Below are 17862 nucleotides of genomic sequence, written 5' to 3' on the forward strand. Positions count from 1 at the left end.
GCGGGGCCGTGTATTGTTGGGTTCCCTCTCCGGCATAGTTTTCTCTTCTAACGGACATACAGCCGATTTACCCAGGGAAATCGGCTGGTTGTCCGTTTGAGGGGCGGGGATGGGGCGTGGAGTAGACCGAAGCGGGAAGGCGGGAAAGAGGAGAGGCGGATACGCCGCCAATCATCCCTGAGACGGATTGCCTGTCATGCGCATGATGACGCATGCTGTGTCGTGGCCGGGCTGCCGGTAGAGTGAGAAGACGGTACGACGGTACGACTTGAGTCAGTGCGATCAAGAAGGGATGCATCAATGGCGATAATCGAAGGGGAACCGCGCCCGATGATCGAAGTGAGGAACCTGCGCAAGGAATACCCGGTCGTCGACGAAACGGTGGTCGCGCTCGAGCGCATCAACCTCACCATCCCACGCGGTCAGATCTGCTGCATCTACGGCGAATCCGGCTCCGGCAAATCCACATTGCTCAACCAGCTCGCCGGTATGGAGAAGCCGACGCGCGGCGGCGTGCGCATCGGCGGCGTGGTCGTCTCCCGGCTTGACGAACGCGAGCTCGCGGCGTTCCGGCAGCGGCATCTCGGCTTCGTCTTCCAGTCGTACAACCTGCTGCCGAACCTCAACGCGATCGAAAACGTGGCCATGCCGCTCATGTTCCGTGGCGTCCCCAAATCGCAGCGCGAACGGATCGCCAAAGGCATCCTCAAACGCGTCGGTCTGGGCAAGCGCATGACCCACTATCCGACGCAGATGTCCGGCGGTCAGCAGCAGCGCGTCGGCATCGCGCGCGCGTTCGTCGCGCATCCCGAGGTCGTATTCGCCGACGAGCCGACCGGCAACCTCGACTCGAAAACGAAAGTCGACGTGATGGAGATGATCGTCGCGTTCGCCCGCGATTTCAACCAGACGATCGTGCTCGTCACGCACGACGACAATATGGCTCAGTATGCGGACCGCATCGTCACGTTGCTCGACGGACGGATCGTCAGCGACCGGCTGACGCACTGACGATCGCACTGACCTGACCCACGCATCCCACCATCCATCAGTATCAGGAAGGGAATCCATGAAGAACCGAGAGAAGAGTCTGATCGGCATGTTCGTCGCGCTGCTGGCCGTGCCGGCGATGCTGCTGACCTGCGCGACGCCGCCCGCGTTCGCCACGGCCGCCGACGAGGAGACCGGTACGTCGCGGACCATACGCACCGCCGGCGCGACCGCCGGCAAGTCCAGTAACGACAAGGCGGCAGCCGGCAAGTCCGGCGGCGTATCGGACGGCGCCGTCACGCCGGTCGTCGACGGTTCCGATACGGACGGCGCCGGCACGTCGGACGGCGCCGGCAACGGCAACGACACTGCGACCGTGGCCGGTCCCGTGCCGAACATCATCATCACGAACTTCTCGTACGGCGACAAGTCGGTGCCGGCCGGCAGCAACTTCACGTTGTCGTTCACCTTCCAGAACATGGGCAAGGTCGCGGTCGACAACCTGGTCGTTACCGTGGACGGCGGCGACAGCCTGGCGATCTCCGGTGGCACCAACACGTTTTACTTCGACGCGCTCGGCGCCGGCTGGGCGATGACGCAGAGCGTGCCGATGCAGGCCCTGCCGAGCGCCGCGTCCGGCGCGCAGGGCGTCTCCGTCGGCTTCAAATACGAGTACGTGGACGGCGGCGCGCGCAGCTCCAACAGCTCCGACATCAAGATCTCCGTGCCCGTCTCGCAACCCGACCGCTTCGAACTCAACGATCCGGTCCTGCCCGACGGCGGCGCGACGGTCGGCTCGGAGACCACCATCACGATGAACTACGTGAACAAGGGCAAGGGTGACATCGCCAACGTCGAGGCCAGTATCGAAGGCGAGGGGCTGCAGGCCACGAACGCCAAGCAGTATGTGGGCAACGTGGCGTCCGGCGCGACCGGTTCGATCGGCTTCGCGTTCACGCCGACCCAGTCCGGCGACATCAGCGCCACGCTGCGCGTCACGTACGAGGATCCGGACGGCAACACGCAGAAGAAGGAGTTTCCGGTGACCGTCACAGCGTCCGACGCCGCGCCGATGGATCCGGACGACGGCGGCATGGTCGTGCCGGACGACACGACGCAGCAGGGCGTGCCCGGCTGGGTGTGGGCCGTGGTCGCTGTGGTCGTGGTCGCGGGCGTGATCACGACGGTCATGCTGGTGCGCCGCCGCAGGAGGAAGGCGAAGCAGACCGACATCGACGAGGAGTGGGACGACTGGACCGGCGGCGCGGCCGGTGCACATGACGCGCATGACGCGGCGTCCGGCAAATCGTCGACCGATACGGCGGATCTGCCCGTGGTGGGTACCGCGGCCGCGACCGGCGATGCCGTGACCGCACCGACCGCAACGATCGTCGGCGAGGGCCGCGCATGAGGTTCGCCGACATCCTGCACCTGTGCAGCCAGAACCTGTGGCGGCGCAAATCGCGTACGATCCTGACTGTACTTGGCGTGATCGTCGGCTGCTGCTCGATCGTCACGATGGTCTCGATCGGCTCCGGCATCAACGAGATGAACGAGCAGTCGCTCAAGCAGATGGGCGATCTGACCATCATCAACGTGTACAAGCAGGGCAACTACGACGGCGCCGGTACGTCGGACTCGACCGGTGCTGGGCAGACGGAGGCCAAGCTCGACGACAAGGCCATCGCATCGTTCACGCAGATCCCCGGCGTCGAGGGTGCGACCGCGCAGATGTCGCTCAATTACACGGTCACCATGACCGCCGACAACGGCCGGTACGTCGCCACCTACGGCGACATCCAGGCCATCGACATGTCGCAGCTCGACAACATGGGCTACAAGCTCACCGACGGCACAGCCCCCACCAAAGACGGGGAGATCCTCGCCGGGCAGTACCTCGCCTACCAGTTCTACGACAGGTTCCGACCCGAAGGCTCCAACATGCGCTACCAGCCGCAGGACGCGGGCGACGGCACATACTGGACATGCGATGCGACCGGCAACTGCTCGCAGGTGCCCGCCGACCAGCTCGGCGAGGAATCCAAGCCGTTCTTCGACCCGATGAAGACGGAGATCACGCTGACCATCCAGACGGGTGACGACTCGTCGAACGGCGGCGGCGTGACGATGGGCATGGGCTATTCGAGCGGGGCGACCGACATGGGCGGCACCGGTTCGGGCACGGGTTCGGCCGGCACGACCGGTGCCAACGGCGCGAACGGCTCCGGCAACACGTTCAGGCTGCGTGCCACCGGCGTGCTCAAGGAGGACTACAACAAGGGCTCCGCGACCTCGTCGGGCGTGCTCATGGACATCAGTCAGCTCAAGGCCATGCTTGCCAAAGTCGATCAGTCCGCGGCGAAGACCGTCACTTACGAGCAGGCGCTCGTCAAGGTCGCCGACATCACGCAGGTGAGCGACGTCGAACAGCAAATCAGGGACATGGGCTTCTCCACGTCGTCGTACGAGGAGATTCGCAAGCAGATGGAGGAGCAGTCGCGCGGCATCCAGCTCGCGCTCGGAGGCATCGGCGCGGTGTCGTTGCTCGTCGCGGCCATCGGCATCACCAACACGATGGTCATGTCCGTGACCGAACGCACGCGTGAGATCGGCATCATGAAGGCGCTCGGTTGCACTGTGCGCGACATCCGCGTCATGTTCCTCGGCGAGGCGGGATTCATCGGTCTGCTGGGCGGCGTGGCTGGCTGCCTGATCAGCGCGGTGATCTCTCTCGGCATCAACCTCGTGTACCTGGGCGGGCCGGGGGAGGGCGGCGAGAACATATGGCATGCGATCGTCGGCGGCGACGGGGTGACGCGGCTGTCGGTGATTCCGTGGTGGCTGTTCGTGTTCGCGATCCTGTTCTCCACGCTGATCGGCCTGGTGTCCGGATTCCAGCCGGCCAACAAGGCCGTGCGCATCCCCGCGCTCGACGCGATCAAAAACGAGCAGTAGGCGCGTTCTTGCGACTGACGATCGCAACGGACATACAGCCGAAAACGGGGTACAAATCGGCTGTATGTCCGTTGAGGAAGGGGAGCCGGTGTCGTTTGGTTGGGGTGCGGTTGCGGCGGTGCTTCCGATGGTGATCGTCTTGTCACGGCCGTTGCGAGCATGCCTTACTCTCTGACGGACATACAGCCGAAAACGGGGTGCGAATCGGCTGTATGTCCGCCAGAGAGTAAGACAGTCCCTGTGAGTGGCGTCCGACGAAGACATCGTGCTTCCTCTCCCTCTCACTCAACGGACATACAGCCGATTCAGCATGCGATTTCGGCTGTATGTCCGTTGAGTGAGAGGGAGAGGAAGCACGATGTATGTTACGGGCGGGAGCGGAGAAGGTCGACCGACGTGGTTACGCGAGGGCGCGGCGGATGCGGGCGACGATGGCGTCGACGGTCAGACCGTAGCGTTCGTTGAGCCCGGCGAGCGGCACTCGATCGGTGAACTCCTTGGCCGCGCCCACGTTGATCACGCGGACGGTGCGCGCGAACCGCGCGTCGTTCGCATACCACGTGGTGATCTTCTCGCCCCAGCCGCCCTCGAGCTGCCCGTCCTCCAACGTGACGATGAGCTCGTGGCTGTCGGCCAGCGCGGCCAACGTATCGCCGTCCATCGTCGAGAACTGCAGCGGATCGACCAACGTCGCGTCGATCGCGGACTCCGCGGCATCATCCGCAACGTCGTCAGCCTTGCCGTTATCGCCGGTGACGCCGCCGGCCAGCGCGTCGACGACACGCCATCCCAGCGGGTACGTGTTGCCCAGCGCAAGGATCGCCACCCGCGAACCGGCGTGTGCAATACGGTACCGGCACCACGGTTGCGCGTCGCGCTGCGCCGTGGCGGTCGGATCATCGTCGGATACGGGAAGCGCACCCGACCGTTCGGCATTGAGAATCGCGTCGCCGGGCACACGGATGACGACCGGACCGTCGTTCGCGGCACTCGTCGACCACGCGAGCATGTCCAGAAAATCACGGCCGGACGTCGGCGCCAGACAGGTCAGTCCGGGGATGTTGCCGAACATGGCGATGTCGAACGCGCCGGAATGCGTGTTGTCCGAACCGGACAGACCGCCGCCGAAATCGAGCAGCGTCGCCGGCGTATGATTGAGCGACAGCTCCTGCTGCAACTGGTCGAACGTGCGCTGGAAGAACGTGGCCGACGTGGCCAGCACCGGTCGTCCGCCTGCCTTCGCGATGCCCGACGCGAACGCGACCGCATGCTCCTCGGTGATGCCCGTGTCCACGTAATGCCGGCCCGCGCGGGCACGGAACGCACGCGTGATGCCGTTCGAACCGGGCGTCGCGGGGGAGATGACCACCAGACCGGGCTCAGCGGCGAACCGACGCTCCAACGAGGCCATCGCCAGCTGCCCGTAATGCTTGCGCGCGCCGAGCGGTCTGCCGGACGCCGCATCGGGGTTGATCCAATGGTTCGCCTCGCACCGGCCGTCCGTGATCGCCAGATCTTCGGCCGCCACGACCGCGTCGCCGTCGTCGGCATTGTCGGTATGTGTCGGACTCGTCGCGTCATCATCGTCGGCGGTATCGATGGCGGTCGGCAATCCCAGACCCTTGCGCGTGTGGATGTGCACGACGACTGGATGATCGACGTCGCGCACCGCGGTGAACGCCTCGACCAGCGTGGCCACGTCGTTGCCGGCCTCCACGTACCGGTAGTCGAGGCCGAACGCCGTGAACAGGTTGGGCTCGGCGGTGCCGTTGGATGCGCGCAGCCGAGCCAGCGTGCCGTACATGCCGCCGTGGTCCTCGGCGATCGACATCTCGTTGTCGTTGACGATGATGATGAGGTTGCCGCCCTGCTCGGCCGCGTTGTTCAGCCCCTCGAACGCGATGGCCGAACTGAGCGAACCGTCGCCGATCACCGCGATCACGTTGCCGCGGCCGCCGGCCAGATCGCGCGCCTTCGCCAGACCGCACGCCAGCGAGATCGACGTGCCGGTATGGCCGAGCACGAACTGGTCATGATCGGATTCGTCCGGATTCGTGAAGCCGGTGACCTCGTCGTTGCGGGCCGGATCGAGATACGCGTCGGCGCGACCGGTAAGCATCTTGTGCACATAGCTCTGGTGCGACACATCGAACACGATCCTGTCGCGCGGCGAGTCGAATACGCGGTGCAGGGCGACCGTCGCCTCGACCATGCCGAGGTTCGAGCCGATATGACCGCCGTGGGCGTGACCGTACGCGATCAACGTGCGGCGGATCTCGTCGCATAGCGCGGGCAGCTGGGCGGCGTCGAGGGCGTGCACGTCGGCCGGGCCATGAATCGTATGTAAAATCCCGCCGTTCATCAACACGCCGCCCCTTTCTCGCTGTTTCCAAAAGCGACATAGTAACCTACGGCGTTCCCCGATCGCCGCATTTTGCCGGAATGCCCCCAACTTCTCCGTATATCCTCCGTATATCGGTATCGTATGCGGATCGCATTTCCGTGTTCCGTACTCGTCCGTCTCGTGCTTCTCGCCTTTCCTCCAACGGACATCCAGCCGAAAATGGCACCGTAATCGGCTGTATGTCCGTCGAAGAGGAGGATGCCGTTAGAGAGTAGTAATCGGCTGGTTCATTGGAGGTGTGCCTTTTCACCCCTAACGGACATACGGCCGATTTCGCCATCTGAATCGGCTGTATGTCCGTTGAAGGGGAGGGGATTCAGACTTGTTCTTTTTCTTTCCCCCCTCAACGGACATACATTTCCCTCAACGGACATACGGCCGATTCTCCGCCTCGCATCGGCTGGATGTCCGTTGAAGAGAGGACGGCATAGAATGAAGCGTGATGCCTGTCACCCGCATGAAGGAGTGCCGATGAAAGCCGTATACGCCGCAACCGTCAACGCCGACGACCCGCTGGGCGCGCTCGCCGTGGGCGACCGCCCCGACCCCGAACCGCGCCCGTTCTGGTCGACCGTCTCCGTCAAGGCCGCCACCGTCAACCACCACGATCTCTGGAGCCTCGTAGGCGTGGGCCTTGCCGCCGAGCAGACGCCGATGATTCTCGGCACCGACGCCGCCGGCATCCTCGACGACGACATCCCCGTACGCAAAGGGCTCAAGGCCGGCAGCGAGGTCGTCCTGTACACGGTCGTCGGCACCGACAACGCCGGCGTCATGCCCGGCGAACGCCGCAGCATCCTCTCCGAACGCTACCCGGGCACCATGGCCGAGAAAACGCAGGTCCCCAGCGCGAACGTCTTCGCCAAACCCGCCAACCTAAGCCTTGACGAAGCCGCCGCGCTCGGCACCAGCTGGCTCACCGCCTACTCGCTCGTGTTCGCGTCCGCGAACGTCAAACCCGGCGACACGATCCTTGTCCAAGGCGCTGGCGGCGGTGTCTCCACCGCCGCGATCCAACTCGCGCATGCGGCCGGACTCGAGGTGTTCGTCACCTCGCGCGACGCCGCCAAACGCGATCGTGCGCTCGGACTCGGCGCGGACGCGGCGTTCGAACCCGGCGCGCGACTGCCGCGCAAGGTCGACGCCGTCATCGAATCCGTCGGCGCGGCCACATGGGGCCATTCGGTCAGATCGGTGCGGCCCGGCGGCACGATCGCGATCTGCGGCGCGACCACCGGCGACCAGCCCGGCGCCGAACTCACCCGCATCTTCTTCCAGGACATCCGTGTGCAGGGCACCACGATGGGATCACGCGACGACTTCGCACGACTGCTGCGCTTCGTCGAACACGCCGACCTGCATCCCACGATCGACGCGACGTACGCGCTCGCCGACGCGCGGGCCGCGTTCGCCAAGGTGATGGACGGCGACGTATTCGGCAAGGTCGTGCTGCAGGTCTGACCCGGTGGACATATACGGCGCGTGCGGCGCGTGCGACGACAGTCCGCATGACGTGACGATGCGGACGGCGGCACGCGGCCGGCGGCATGCCGGCGACGCCCGCCAACGCCGGCCGCGGCGGTGCCCCGCGGTGCGGTACAGTAATACTGGTTAATCGTTCCTTGTTTCGGAGGTTCTAATGGCAGACAGCAAGCCCGAAGTGGCGGTCATCATGGGATCGGCGAGCGACTGGGAGACCATGAAGCACGCGTGCGACATCCTCGACCAGTTCGGCGTCCCCTATCACAAGCAGGTCATCTCCGCCCACCGTACGCCCGAACTCATGGGCGAATTCGCGCACCACGCCCGCGGCAACGGCTTCAAGGTCATCATCGCCGGCGCGGGCGGCGCCGCACACCTGCCGGGCATGGTCGCCGCACAGACCACGCTGCCGGTCATCGGCGTGCCGGTGCGCTCCCACGCGCTGTCCGGCTGGGACTCGCTGCTGTCCATCGTGCAGATGCCCGGCGGCATCCCGGTCGCCACCACGGCGGTCGGCAACTCGGGCGCGACCAACGCCGGTCTGCTCGCGGTGCAGATCCTCTCCACCACGAACGAGCAGCTCGCCGAGGCGCTGCAGGAATACCGCGACGGACTCAAGGAAAAGGTGGCTGAATCCAATGCCCAGCTTGTCTGAGGAAACCCACGGCGCGGTCACGATGCTCCAACCCGGCGCGACGATCGGCATCATCGGCGGCGGTCAGCTCGGTCGCATGATGGCCCTGTCCGCCAAGTACATGGGCTTCCGCATCGGCGTGCTCGACCCGACTCCGGACTGCCCGACCGCGCAGGTGGCCGACTTCCAGATCGTCGGTGAGTACGACGACAAGACCGCCATTCACGATCTGGCTGAGAAATCCGACGTGCTCACTTACGAATTCGAGAACGTCGACGCCGAATCGATCGACGAAGTGCGCCATCTCGTCGCCGCGCCGCAGGGCACCGACCTGCTGCGCGTCACGCAGGACCGCGTGCACGAGAAGACGTTCATCAACGAGCACGGCACCGAAACCGCGCCGTGGCGTGAGGTCAACGACTTCGACGAGCTCGAGGCCGCGATCGACGAGCTGCATTACCCGTGCGTGCTCAAGACCCGCTCCGGCGGCTACGACGGCCACGGCCAGCACGTGTTGCGCAACGATGCCGACCTCGAGAAGATCCGCGCGCGCGGCGACCGCGGCGGCGGCTTCCCGCCGAGCATCCTGGAAGGCTTCGTCGACTTCGCGTTCGAGGCGAGCATCCTCGTGTCCGGCAACGGCAAGGACTATGTGACGTTCCCGATCGTGCGCAACGACCACCGCAACAACATTCTGCACATGACCATCGCGCCGGCCGAGGTCAGCCCCGAGATCGCCCGCACCGCGCACGAACTGGCGCTGCGCCTGGCGAAGGGCTTCGAACTGGCCGGCACGCTCGCCATCGAGCTGTTCGTCACCAAGGACGACCGCGTGATCGTCAACGAACTCGCGCCGCGCCCGCACAACTCCGGCCACTACACCATCGAGGCGTGCTCGATCGACCAGTTCGACGCGCACATCCGTGGCATCACCGGATGGCCGCTGCCGCAGCCGCAGCTGCTGAGCCCGGCCGTCATGGTCAACGTGCTCGGCCAGCATGTCGCGCCGACCCGCGCGCTCATCGCCGACCATCCCGAGTGGAACGTGCACGACTACGGCAAGGCGCAGGTGCGCCACAACCGCAAGATGGGGCACATCACGGTGCTGACCGACGACACGGCCGCCACGGTGGCCGCGCTCGAGGCGACCGGCTGCTGGGATGATTTGCAGTAGTTTTCCGGTTCCCGGGATCGGCCGACGATAATCCCGGGAACCGGCCCGTGTTCATATGAACAACAACAGGCTTGGCATCACGCGAAACGCGATGCCAAGCCTGTTCGATAATGTGCGGTTTCCGGTTCCCGGGATGCAACCGGCCAATCCCGGGAACCGGGGAACCCGTCGTGCTACGATAAGCGACGTTGTCAGGCAGTGATCCGTTATCAGCGGGGAGTCTTCGGAAGAACGGCGCGCGCCCACAGGCGCCGCGCCCAGTAGAACCGACGGGATCGGCCCGACACAGCCGAAACTCAAGCGGTCGCCGATCCGCAAGGAACGTGCGACAAGCGAGGTGGTACCGCGGTGATCGGTCATTAATCAAGGCCGGCCATCGTCCTCGTAGGCAGGAATGACAGCCGATCGTCATGCCCGGCCGCGAGGCTCGCGCATGGTGATCGTCGATCAGTCCTGTAGGACAGAGCACAACATTGACGAGGAGAACCATGGTGAGCGAAACCACCAGTCATGTGTATCCCAAGGCGAACGAGGGCGGCGAAACCGCGTCCGTCGCGCCGAACCCGAGCTTCCCGAACATGGAGGAGACCGTCCTCGACTACTGGGACAAGGACGCCACGTTCCAGAAGTCGGTCGAACGCCGCCCCTCCGGCGACCACAGCCAGAACGAGTTCGTGTTCTTCGACGGCCCGCCGTTCGCGAACGGCCTGCCGCACTACGGCCACCTGCTGACCGGCTACGCGAAGGACGTGATCCCGCGCTACCAGACCATGAAGGGCCACAAGGTCAACCGCGTGTTCGGCTGGGACACGCACGGCCTGCCCGCCGAACTCGAGGCGCAGAAGGAGCTCGGCATCGACTCGGTCGCCCAGATCGAAGAGATGGGCATCGACAAGTTCAACGACGCCTGCCGCGCCTCCGTGCTGAAGTACACGCGCGAATGGCAGGACTACGTGCACCGTCAGGCCCGCTGGGTCGACTTCGAGCACGGCTACAAGACGCTCGACATCCCGTACATGGAGTCCGTGATGTGGGCGTTCAAGCAGCTGTACGACAAGGGCCTCGCGTATCAGGGCTACCGCGTGCTGCCGTACTGCCCGAAGGATCAGACGCCGCTGTCCGCACACGAGCTGCGCATGGACGCCGACGTGTATCAGGACCGTCAGGACACCACTGTCTCCGTCGCCGTCAAGATGCGCGACGAAGACGCCTATGCCGTCTTCTGGACTACTACGCCGTGGACCGTCCCGACCAACTTCGCGATCGTCGTTGGCGCGGACATCGACTACGTTGAGGTCGAGCCGACCGAAGGCAAGTTCGCCGGTAAGAAGTTCTACCTCGGCAAGGACCTGCTGCCGCACTACACCAAGGAACTCGGCGAGGACTACAAGGTCGTGCGCGAGCTCAAGGGCTCCGAACTGGCCGGCCGCCGCTACTGGCCGGTGTTCCCGTACTTCGCGGGCGAGAAGGCCGAGACGGAAGGCAACGTGCCCGGCCCGAACGGCTACACGATCTTCACTGCGGATTACGTTGACACTGTTGAAGGTACCGGCCTCGTGCACCAGGCTCCTTACGGTGAAGACGATATGAACACGCTCAACGCCAAGGGCATCAAGAGCACCGACGTGCTCGACAACGGCTGCAACTTCACCTCGCAGTGCCCGGACTATGAGGGCCTGTTCGTGTTCGACGCGAACCTGCCGATCCTGCGCAATCTGCGTGCCGGCGACGGTCCGCTCGCGCAGATCCCCGAAGAGCGCCGCGCAATTCTCTTCCAGGAGAAGAGCTACGTGCACTCCTACCCGCACTGCTGGCGTTGCGCCACGCCGCTGATCTACAAGCCGGTGTCGTCGTGGTTCGTGTCCGTCACCAAGATCAAGCCGCGTCTGCTCGAGCTCAACCAGCAGATCAACTGGATCCCGGAGAACGTCAAGGACGGCCAGTTCGGCAAGTGGCTCGCCAACGCGCGCGACTGGTCGATCTCCCGCAACCGCTTCTGGGGCTCCCCGATTCCGGTGTGGGTGAGCGACGACCCGAAGTATCCGCGCGTGGATGTCTACGGTTCGCTTGAGGAGCTGAAGGCCGACTTCGGCGACTACCCGCGCGACAAGGACGGCAACATCAACATGCACCGTCCGTGGATCGACAACCTGACCCGCGTGAACCCGGACGATCCGACCGGCAAGAGCCACATGCACCGCATCACCGACGTGCTCGACTGCTGGTTCGAATCCGGTTCGATGTCGTTTGCGCAGTTCCACTACCCGTTCGAGAACAAGGAGAAGTTCGAACAGCACTTCCCGGCCGACTACATCGTGGAGTATATTGGCCAGACCCGCGGTTGGTTCTACCTGCTGCACGTCATGGCGACCGCCCTGTTCGACCGCCCGGCGTTCAAGAACGTGATCTGCCACGGCATCGTGCTCGGCTCCGACGGCCAGAAGATGTCGAAGCACCTGCGCAACTACCCGGACGTCAACGGCGTGTTCGACAAGTACGGTTCCGACGCGATGCGCTGGTTCCTCATGTCCTCGCCGATCCTGCGCGGCGGCAACCTCATCGTCACCGCCGAGGGCATCCGCGACACGGTCCGTCAGGTCATGCTGCCGGTGTGGAGCTCCTACTACTTCTTCACGCTGTACGCCAACGCGGCCAACGGCGGGGCCGGCTTCGACGCGCGGCAGCTGCGTGCGGACGAGGTCGCCGGCCTGCCGGAGATGGACCGCTACCTGCTGGCCCGTACCCGCCGACTGGTCGAGAAGGTGCAGCGCTCGCTCGACGAGTTCGCGATCTCCGACGCCTGCGACGCGGCCGCCGACTTCATCGACGTGCTCACCAACTGGTACATCCGCAACACCCGCGACCGCTTCTGGAACGAGGATGCGAACGCGTTCAACACGCTGTACACCGTGCTCGAGGTGTTCATGCGCGTGCTCGCGCCGCTCGCCCCGATGGAGGCCGAATCCGTGTGGCGTGGCCTGACGGGCGGTGAATCCGTGCATCTGGCCGACTGGCCGTTCGTGGTCGACGAGAAGACCGGCGAGGCGACCGAACTCGGCCGCGTGCTGGTCGACGATCCGAAGCTCGTCGAGGCGATGGAGAAGGTGCGCGAGGTCGTCTCCGGCACGCTGTCGCTGCGCAAGGCGGAGCAGATCCGCGTGCGCCAGCCGCTCGCCAAGCTCACCGTCGTGGTCGAGGACGTGGACGACGTGCGTGCGTACGCCGAGGTGCTCAAGTCCGAGCTGAACGTCAAGGACATCGAGTTCTGCACGATGGAGGACGCCGGCTCGCAGGGACTCAAGATCGTGCACCAGCTGCGTGTGAACGCTCGCGCCGCTGGCCCGCGCCTCGGCAAGCAGGTCCAGTTCGCGATCAAGGCGTCCAAGACCGGCGCATGGCACGTTGACGCCGCGACCGGCGCGCCCGTGGTCGAGACGCCGTCCGGCGAACTGGCGCTGGTCGAGGGCGAATACGAGCTGATCAACCGCGTGGAGGAGGAGAACGCCGCCGAGGCCGCGTCGTCCGTGTCCGCCGCGCTGCCGACCGGCGGCTTCGTGATCCTCGATACCGCGCTGACCGACGATCTGGTCGCCGAAGGCTACGCCCGCGACGTGATCCGCGCCGTGCAGGACGCCCGTAAGGCCGCCGACCTCGACATCGCCGACCGCATCACGCTGAAGTTGGTCGTGCCGGCCGCCGACGCGCCGAAGGCCGAGCAGTTCCGCGACCTCATCGCGCGCGAGACGCTCGCCGAGGGCGGCGTCGAGATCGTGGCCGACACGGACGCCAAGGAGCTGGGCGTGACCGTCGCCAAGGCGTGATGTTGCGGCGACGCGCCGCTGAACACGGCTGAATGCCATTGAACGCGGCTATGTGATGAGTGGGTCGAACCGGGGATTGCCGGTTCGGCCCACTTGTGTATGTGGGTGTGTTGGATGTGTTGTGGGTGTGTGTTGTGTGCGCGGATGAGCGGGTATGTGCGGTTATGGGGCAGAGTCTCTTACCTGTCAACGGCCGAGGTGTGCTGTGTGCGGTTATGTGCGGGTATGTGCGGGTATGTGCGGGTATGGGACAGAGTCTCTTATCTGTTAGCGATCGTGATGCGCTGTGCGTATTGCGCGCTGGTTTGTGCGATATTTGTCGTCACCTATCGCCGCTGTTGCTAGCTCTCCGACGTTGCTTCTTTCCCTCAACGGACATACAGCCGACAAGTGCGGTGGAATCGGCTGTATGTCCGTTGAGGGAAGATGGATGACCGGGCGGATTATGGGGCGGTTTCCGAATTTCCTGCGCTGAGGATGGGTCAGTGCGGGAAATTCGGGAGAGATGGGTTGTTTTCCTGAAAAAGTTGCGCTTGGACTTGTTCAGTGCGGGTTATTCGGGACGATAGGGTTGTTTTCCCGAATTTCTTGCGCTGGCGATGTGGCGCGGTGGCCGAAGCGTGTGCTTCCCTGGGGTTCCGCTCCCAAGGACGGACATACGGCCGATTGAGACACCGAATCGGCTGTATGTCCGTTAGGGGAAGGAATGGGAGATGGTGGCTCGGGAATGCCCTGCCGGGAATCTGCCATCATGATCAACGGACATACAGTCGATTGCGCGGCGAGAACGGCTGTATGTCCGTTGAGGATGAGGTGATTAAATTGCGACAATATATACAGCGGTCATCGTTCTTTCTCTCCAACGGACTTACAGCCGATTATTGCGGTCGAATCGGCTGTATGTCCGTTGGGAATAAGGAGGGAGATCTCCGTTGAAGGTGGGGAGATGGGGCGGGATATGCCCGCTGAAGGCGACGGACTCTGACATCGCGAGTTGTTTCTTTGAGGTGTCTAATTGGCGGGTGTCTTTTGACGGTCCCTAACGGATGGCCGGTCGATTCGGGGGATGGAATCGGCCGGCCATCCGTTAAATGGGGGGGAGACGACCGCTTATTCCACGGAAACCCAACCGGCGGCGTGACGGGCGTAGCGCTTGCGCACGAGCACGCAGCCGGTACCGGATACCGCGAGGATCGCGGCCAACGTGGTCACGGCGACAGACTCCACACCGGTGTTCGACAGTGTCTTGTCGGACCGCTTGGCCTCTTCCGCGGCTTTCTTTCCGCCTTCGGGCTTTTTCTTGGCCGCTTCCCCGGCTTCCTGCTTCTTCTTGGCTTCTTCTTCCGCCTTCTTCTTAGCTTCGGCTTCGGCCGCGTCCTTCTTCGCCGCCTCAAGTTCCGCGTCGGCGGACTGCTTGTCGGCCAGTTTCGCGTCATAGTCGCTCTTCGCGACCGTATAGGCGGTATCCGCATCGGCCTTGGCCTTGACGGCGGCGGCCAGCGTGGTCTTGGCCTCGTCCAACGTCTTGTTCGCGGATTCCAACGCGGCCGGAGCCTGCTGATACTTGACGATTGTCGCATTTGCCTCGTCCAGCGCGGATTGTGCGGCGCGCTTGGTGTCGTTGGCCTGATCGATGGTCCTCTGGGCGGCGGCGCTGGCGGCCTCCGTATCGGCGATCTGCTTGTTCAGCTCGTCGATGATCTTCTGCGCGGCGTCTCCGGCTGCCACGGCCTTCGCCTTATCGGCCTCGGCGGCGGTCTTGGCGACTTGGGCGGTCTCGATGTCCTTGGCTGCTGCGGCGGCATCTGTATCAGCCTTGACGATCTGCGCTTCTGCAGCCGTCTTTGCCGCTGTCGCGTCCTTGGCGTTCTGCTCCGCCTTCGCGATCGCCTGATCGGCAGCCGTGACCTTGCCGTTCGCTGCATCCACGGCGGTTTGCGCGTCGGCAGCGGCAGCGGACGCCTCGTCCAGCGTCTGCTGCGCGACGGCGGTGGTCTTCCGTGCGGCGGCGTAAGCGGTGGCCTTCTCTGTCTGGTCGGCCTTGGCTTTCTTCAGGGCCTCTGCCTTGTCGCCCTGTGCGGCAACCGCATTATCGTATGCCTTCTGCGCGGTCGCAACGGCCGCAGCCTTCTCGTCGGACGTCTTCTGCGCTGCGATCACCGCATTCGCGGCTTTCTGCGCAGCCGTCTTGTCGGAGGCTAGCTGATCGGACGCGGTCTTCACGGCCGCCGCAGCGGTATCGGCCGTCGCCTGTGCATCCTTGTATGTCTGATGGGCGTTCTCCAGCGAGGACTTGTATGCGGTGAGATCGGCGAGATAATCCTCCGCGCTCATAACGCGTCCGACAGACAGCGAAGACACGGTACCGTTGTTCCACAGGAATTCCTGACCATATGTCGACCCATATCGGGTGCCGTTCTGGCTGACGCCGAAACCGGTGATGGTCCAGCCGTAATCGTACTTATCGACGATATTCGTGTAGTGACCGACCTGGCATGCGACGGTACCATCTGCATAACGGCTGGGATACGGGCAGCCGGTTCCATCAGCGGCCACCTTGCCTGCCTGAACGGCATCGTAGTTCGCCTTTTCCTGCGTATACCAGCCGACGAACGGATCGGCATATCCCCAAGCAAGATTCTCTCCGACGTTGAACTGCTGAGGATGCCCAATATTCTCATTCGCGTAATCCGTGTCGGCCATGCCGATCGCCATGAGCGTGTCCGACACCTGCAACGCTGCCTTGCCTTCTTGGGCGCGGTACTTGTTGCTTTCCTGAATCCATTTGACCGCCGCGATCATGTTGTCCAGCGTGGTGGCATCGCCGTCCGCACCGTTATGCACATAGTCGAGATACTTGGTCACGCCCTTATCGGTCAGCACCCTGTACGCGTCGGTCTGGCCCTTGTCCTTGAAGTATGCGATCGCGCCCTGTCTCAGCTTCGTCGTGGCTTCGGTGGCGGCGGTCTTCGCCGCGTCCGCTTTGACCTGCGCATCCTTCGCGGTCTGCTGTTTGGCGGCCAGATCGGCCTCGTCGGCGGTGACCTGCTGATCGGCCGCCGCCTTCGCGTCCTTCGCGGCTTTGAACGCCGTGTCGGCCGTGGCTTGTGCGGTCTTGGCGTCGGTCAATGCCTGTTCCAGCCTGGTCAGATCCAGCGTGTTGTTTTCTAGATCCTTGACGAGTTGATCGGCCTTGTCCTTCGCGTCCTTGGCGTTCGCTTCGGCATTCTTTGCATCAGCCAGTTTCGCGGCGGCTTCGGTCACGGCCTTATCGGCGGATGCCTTCGTGGCCTGTGCGGTCTTGAGTGCTGCTTCGGCCGTCGTTTTGTCCGCTTCAGCCGTCGTCTTGTCGACCGCGGCCTGCTTCGCGGCCTGTTCCGCGTTTTTCTTGGCGGTTTGTGCTGTCGACTTGTTTGCGGCTGCATCCTTCGTCGCAGCCTGCGCCTTGGCGATGGCCGTATCTGCCGCATCGATCTTCGTCTGTGCGTCGGCTGCAGCCGTGTCGGCATCGGCCTTATCGGACCGCGCATTCTTGAGTTCCGCCTCAGCGTCGGCCTTGTCCGTCTCAGCGGCGCTCTTCGCCGTAGTGGCATCCGCGATCGTCTTATCAGCCGCGTCGATCGTGGTCTGTGCGGTCGCAGCAGTGGTCTTCGCCTCAGTGATCTTCGTGTCCGCGTCGGCGACATCCTGCTCGGCGGTCTTCACTGCTGCCTCGGCCTGATCGACCTTCCGCTGAGCTGCGTCCGCTGCATCGGCAGCCGTCTTCCGTGCGGCCGTCGTCTTCTCGACCTTCTGCCGGGCCGCGCTCAGCGCCGCGTTCGCCGCGTCGGCTTTCGCCTGTGCTTCGGTGACACTCGTCGGCTTGACGGTCGATGCGGCGGTCTGTTTATCGGATGTTGTCTGTTGCTGATCGTTGCGCGTCGTGCCGGTGGGCTGGTCCGGTACAGTCGTATCGATGGCCAGCGCGGCCTGCGGCACGGCCAGAGTCGCTGCCGCCACGGTCGCGGCGATCATCATGCTGTTGGTTTTGGCGGACATCGCTGCTGCCTTTCTTCCCTGATGTCACGGTGGAACCGTGATTGTTCATCATCATCGCTGATGTGCTTTCCGACTGTACCCCCTACTGTCGGACGAAATCAAGCAGAAGGATGTTGCGTCAATGCGCAACGGACATACAGCCGACAAGTGCGGTGGAATCGGCTGTATGTCCGTTGAGGGGAGATGGATGTCCGGGCGGATTATGGGGCGGTTTCCGAATTTCCTGCGCTGAGGATGGGTGTTTAGCTTCAGCGGATAGTTGACGCATGTGTCGGGGCATGGTTGACGGTATGTCCTGGGGCATGGTTGACGGGTTTGGGTGGTGACAATGGTGTATGGACACGTTTTCATCATCATCGGCCGG

General features: G+C 64.0%; 9 protein-coding genes. 7 read left to right on the forward strand and 2 right to left on the reverse strand.

Translation table 11 applies throughout. The features are described from left to right. Nucleotides 1–300: 300 nt before the first annotated feature. From DSM100688_RS06965 to DSM100688_RS06975, 3 genes are read left to right on the forward strand one after another with little or no spacing between them, the layout of a single operon-like run. Nucleotides 301–1011 carry an ABC transporter ATP-binding protein gene (locus tag DSM100688_RS06965; RefSeq protein WP_152358412.1) on the forward strand — a complete coding sequence of 237 codons (711 nt, stop codon included), beginning with the start codon at nucleotides 301–303 and terminating at the stop codon, nucleotides 1009–1011. A 58-nt stretch (nucleotides 1012–1069) separates the two neighbouring features. Further along, nucleotides 1070–2401 carry a COG1361 family protein gene (locus DSM100688_RS06970; RefSeq protein WP_152358413.1) on the forward strand — a complete coding sequence of 444 codons (1332 nt, stop codon included), beginning with the start codon at nucleotides 1070–1072 and terminating at the stop codon, nucleotides 2399–2401. Then, on the forward strand, nucleotides 2398–3945 hold the full coding sequence (locus DSM100688_RS06975; RefSeq protein ID WP_152358414.1) for an ABC transporter permease: 1548 nt from the start codon (nucleotides 2398–2400) through the stop codon (nucleotides 3943–3945). Before DSM100688_RS06970 ends, DSM100688_RS06975 begins: the two co-directional genes overlap by 4 nt. Before the next feature lie 400 nt (nucleotides 3946–4345). On the opposite strand, the gene DSM100688_RS06980 is transcribed toward DSM100688_RS06975, so the two are convergent. Continuing rightward, nucleotides 4346–6307, reverse strand: a complete 1962-nt coding sequence (locus DSM100688_RS06980; RefSeq protein ID WP_152358415.1) for a 1-deoxy-D-xylulose-5-phosphate synthase — start codon at nucleotides 6305–6307, stop codon at nucleotides 4346–4348. A gap of 513 nt (nucleotides 6308–6820) precedes the next feature. Here DSM100688_RS06980 and DSM100688_RS06985 point away from each other — a divergent pair. The 4 genes from DSM100688_RS06985 (at nucleotide 6821) to ileS (ending at nucleotide 13460) form a co-directional block, all read left to right on the forward strand. Then, nucleotides 6821–7810, forward strand: coding sequence for a zinc-binding dehydrogenase (locus tag DSM100688_RS06985; protein ID WP_152358416.1), 990 nt, complete (start codon nucleotides 6821–6823; stop codon nucleotides 7808–7810). Between the two features lie 178 nt (nucleotides 7811–7988). Beyond that, on the forward strand, nucleotides 7989–8486 hold the full coding sequence (purE, locus tag DSM100688_RS06990; protein WP_152358417.1) for a 5-(carboxyamino)imidazole ribonucleotide mutase: 498 nt from the start codon (nucleotides 7989–7991) through the stop codon (nucleotides 8484–8486). Beyond that, a complete protein-coding gene (purK, locus tag DSM100688_RS06995) occupies nucleotides 8470–9639 on the forward strand; it encodes a 5-(carboxyamino)imidazole ribonucleotide synthase (protein ID WP_152358418.1) in 1170 nt (389 codons plus the stop codon). Before purE ends, purK begins: the two co-directional genes overlap by 17 nt. Nucleotides 9640–10130: 491 nt before the next feature. Continuing rightward, on the forward strand, nucleotides 10131–13460 hold the full coding sequence (gene ileS / locus DSM100688_RS07005) for a mupirocin-resistant isoleucine--tRNA ligase (protein WP_276607809.1): 3330 nt from the start codon (nucleotides 10131–10133) through the stop codon (nucleotides 13458–13460). Nucleotides 13461–14570: 1110 nt separating this feature from the next. Here ileS and DSM100688_RS07010 read toward each other — a convergent pair. Continuing rightward, nucleotides 14571–17498 (reverse strand): secretion protein, encoded by a 2928-nt coding sequence (locus DSM100688_RS07010; RefSeq protein ID WP_152358421.1) that lies wholly within the window; start codon nucleotides 17496–17498, stop codon nucleotides 14571–14573. Nucleotides 17499–17862 lie beyond the last annotated feature (364 nt).

The organism is Bifidobacterium ramosum (assembly GCF_009299505.1).
Classification (GTDB): domain Bacteria; phylum Actinomycetota; class Actinomycetes; order Actinomycetales; family Bifidobacteriaceae; genus Bifidobacterium; species Bifidobacterium ramosum.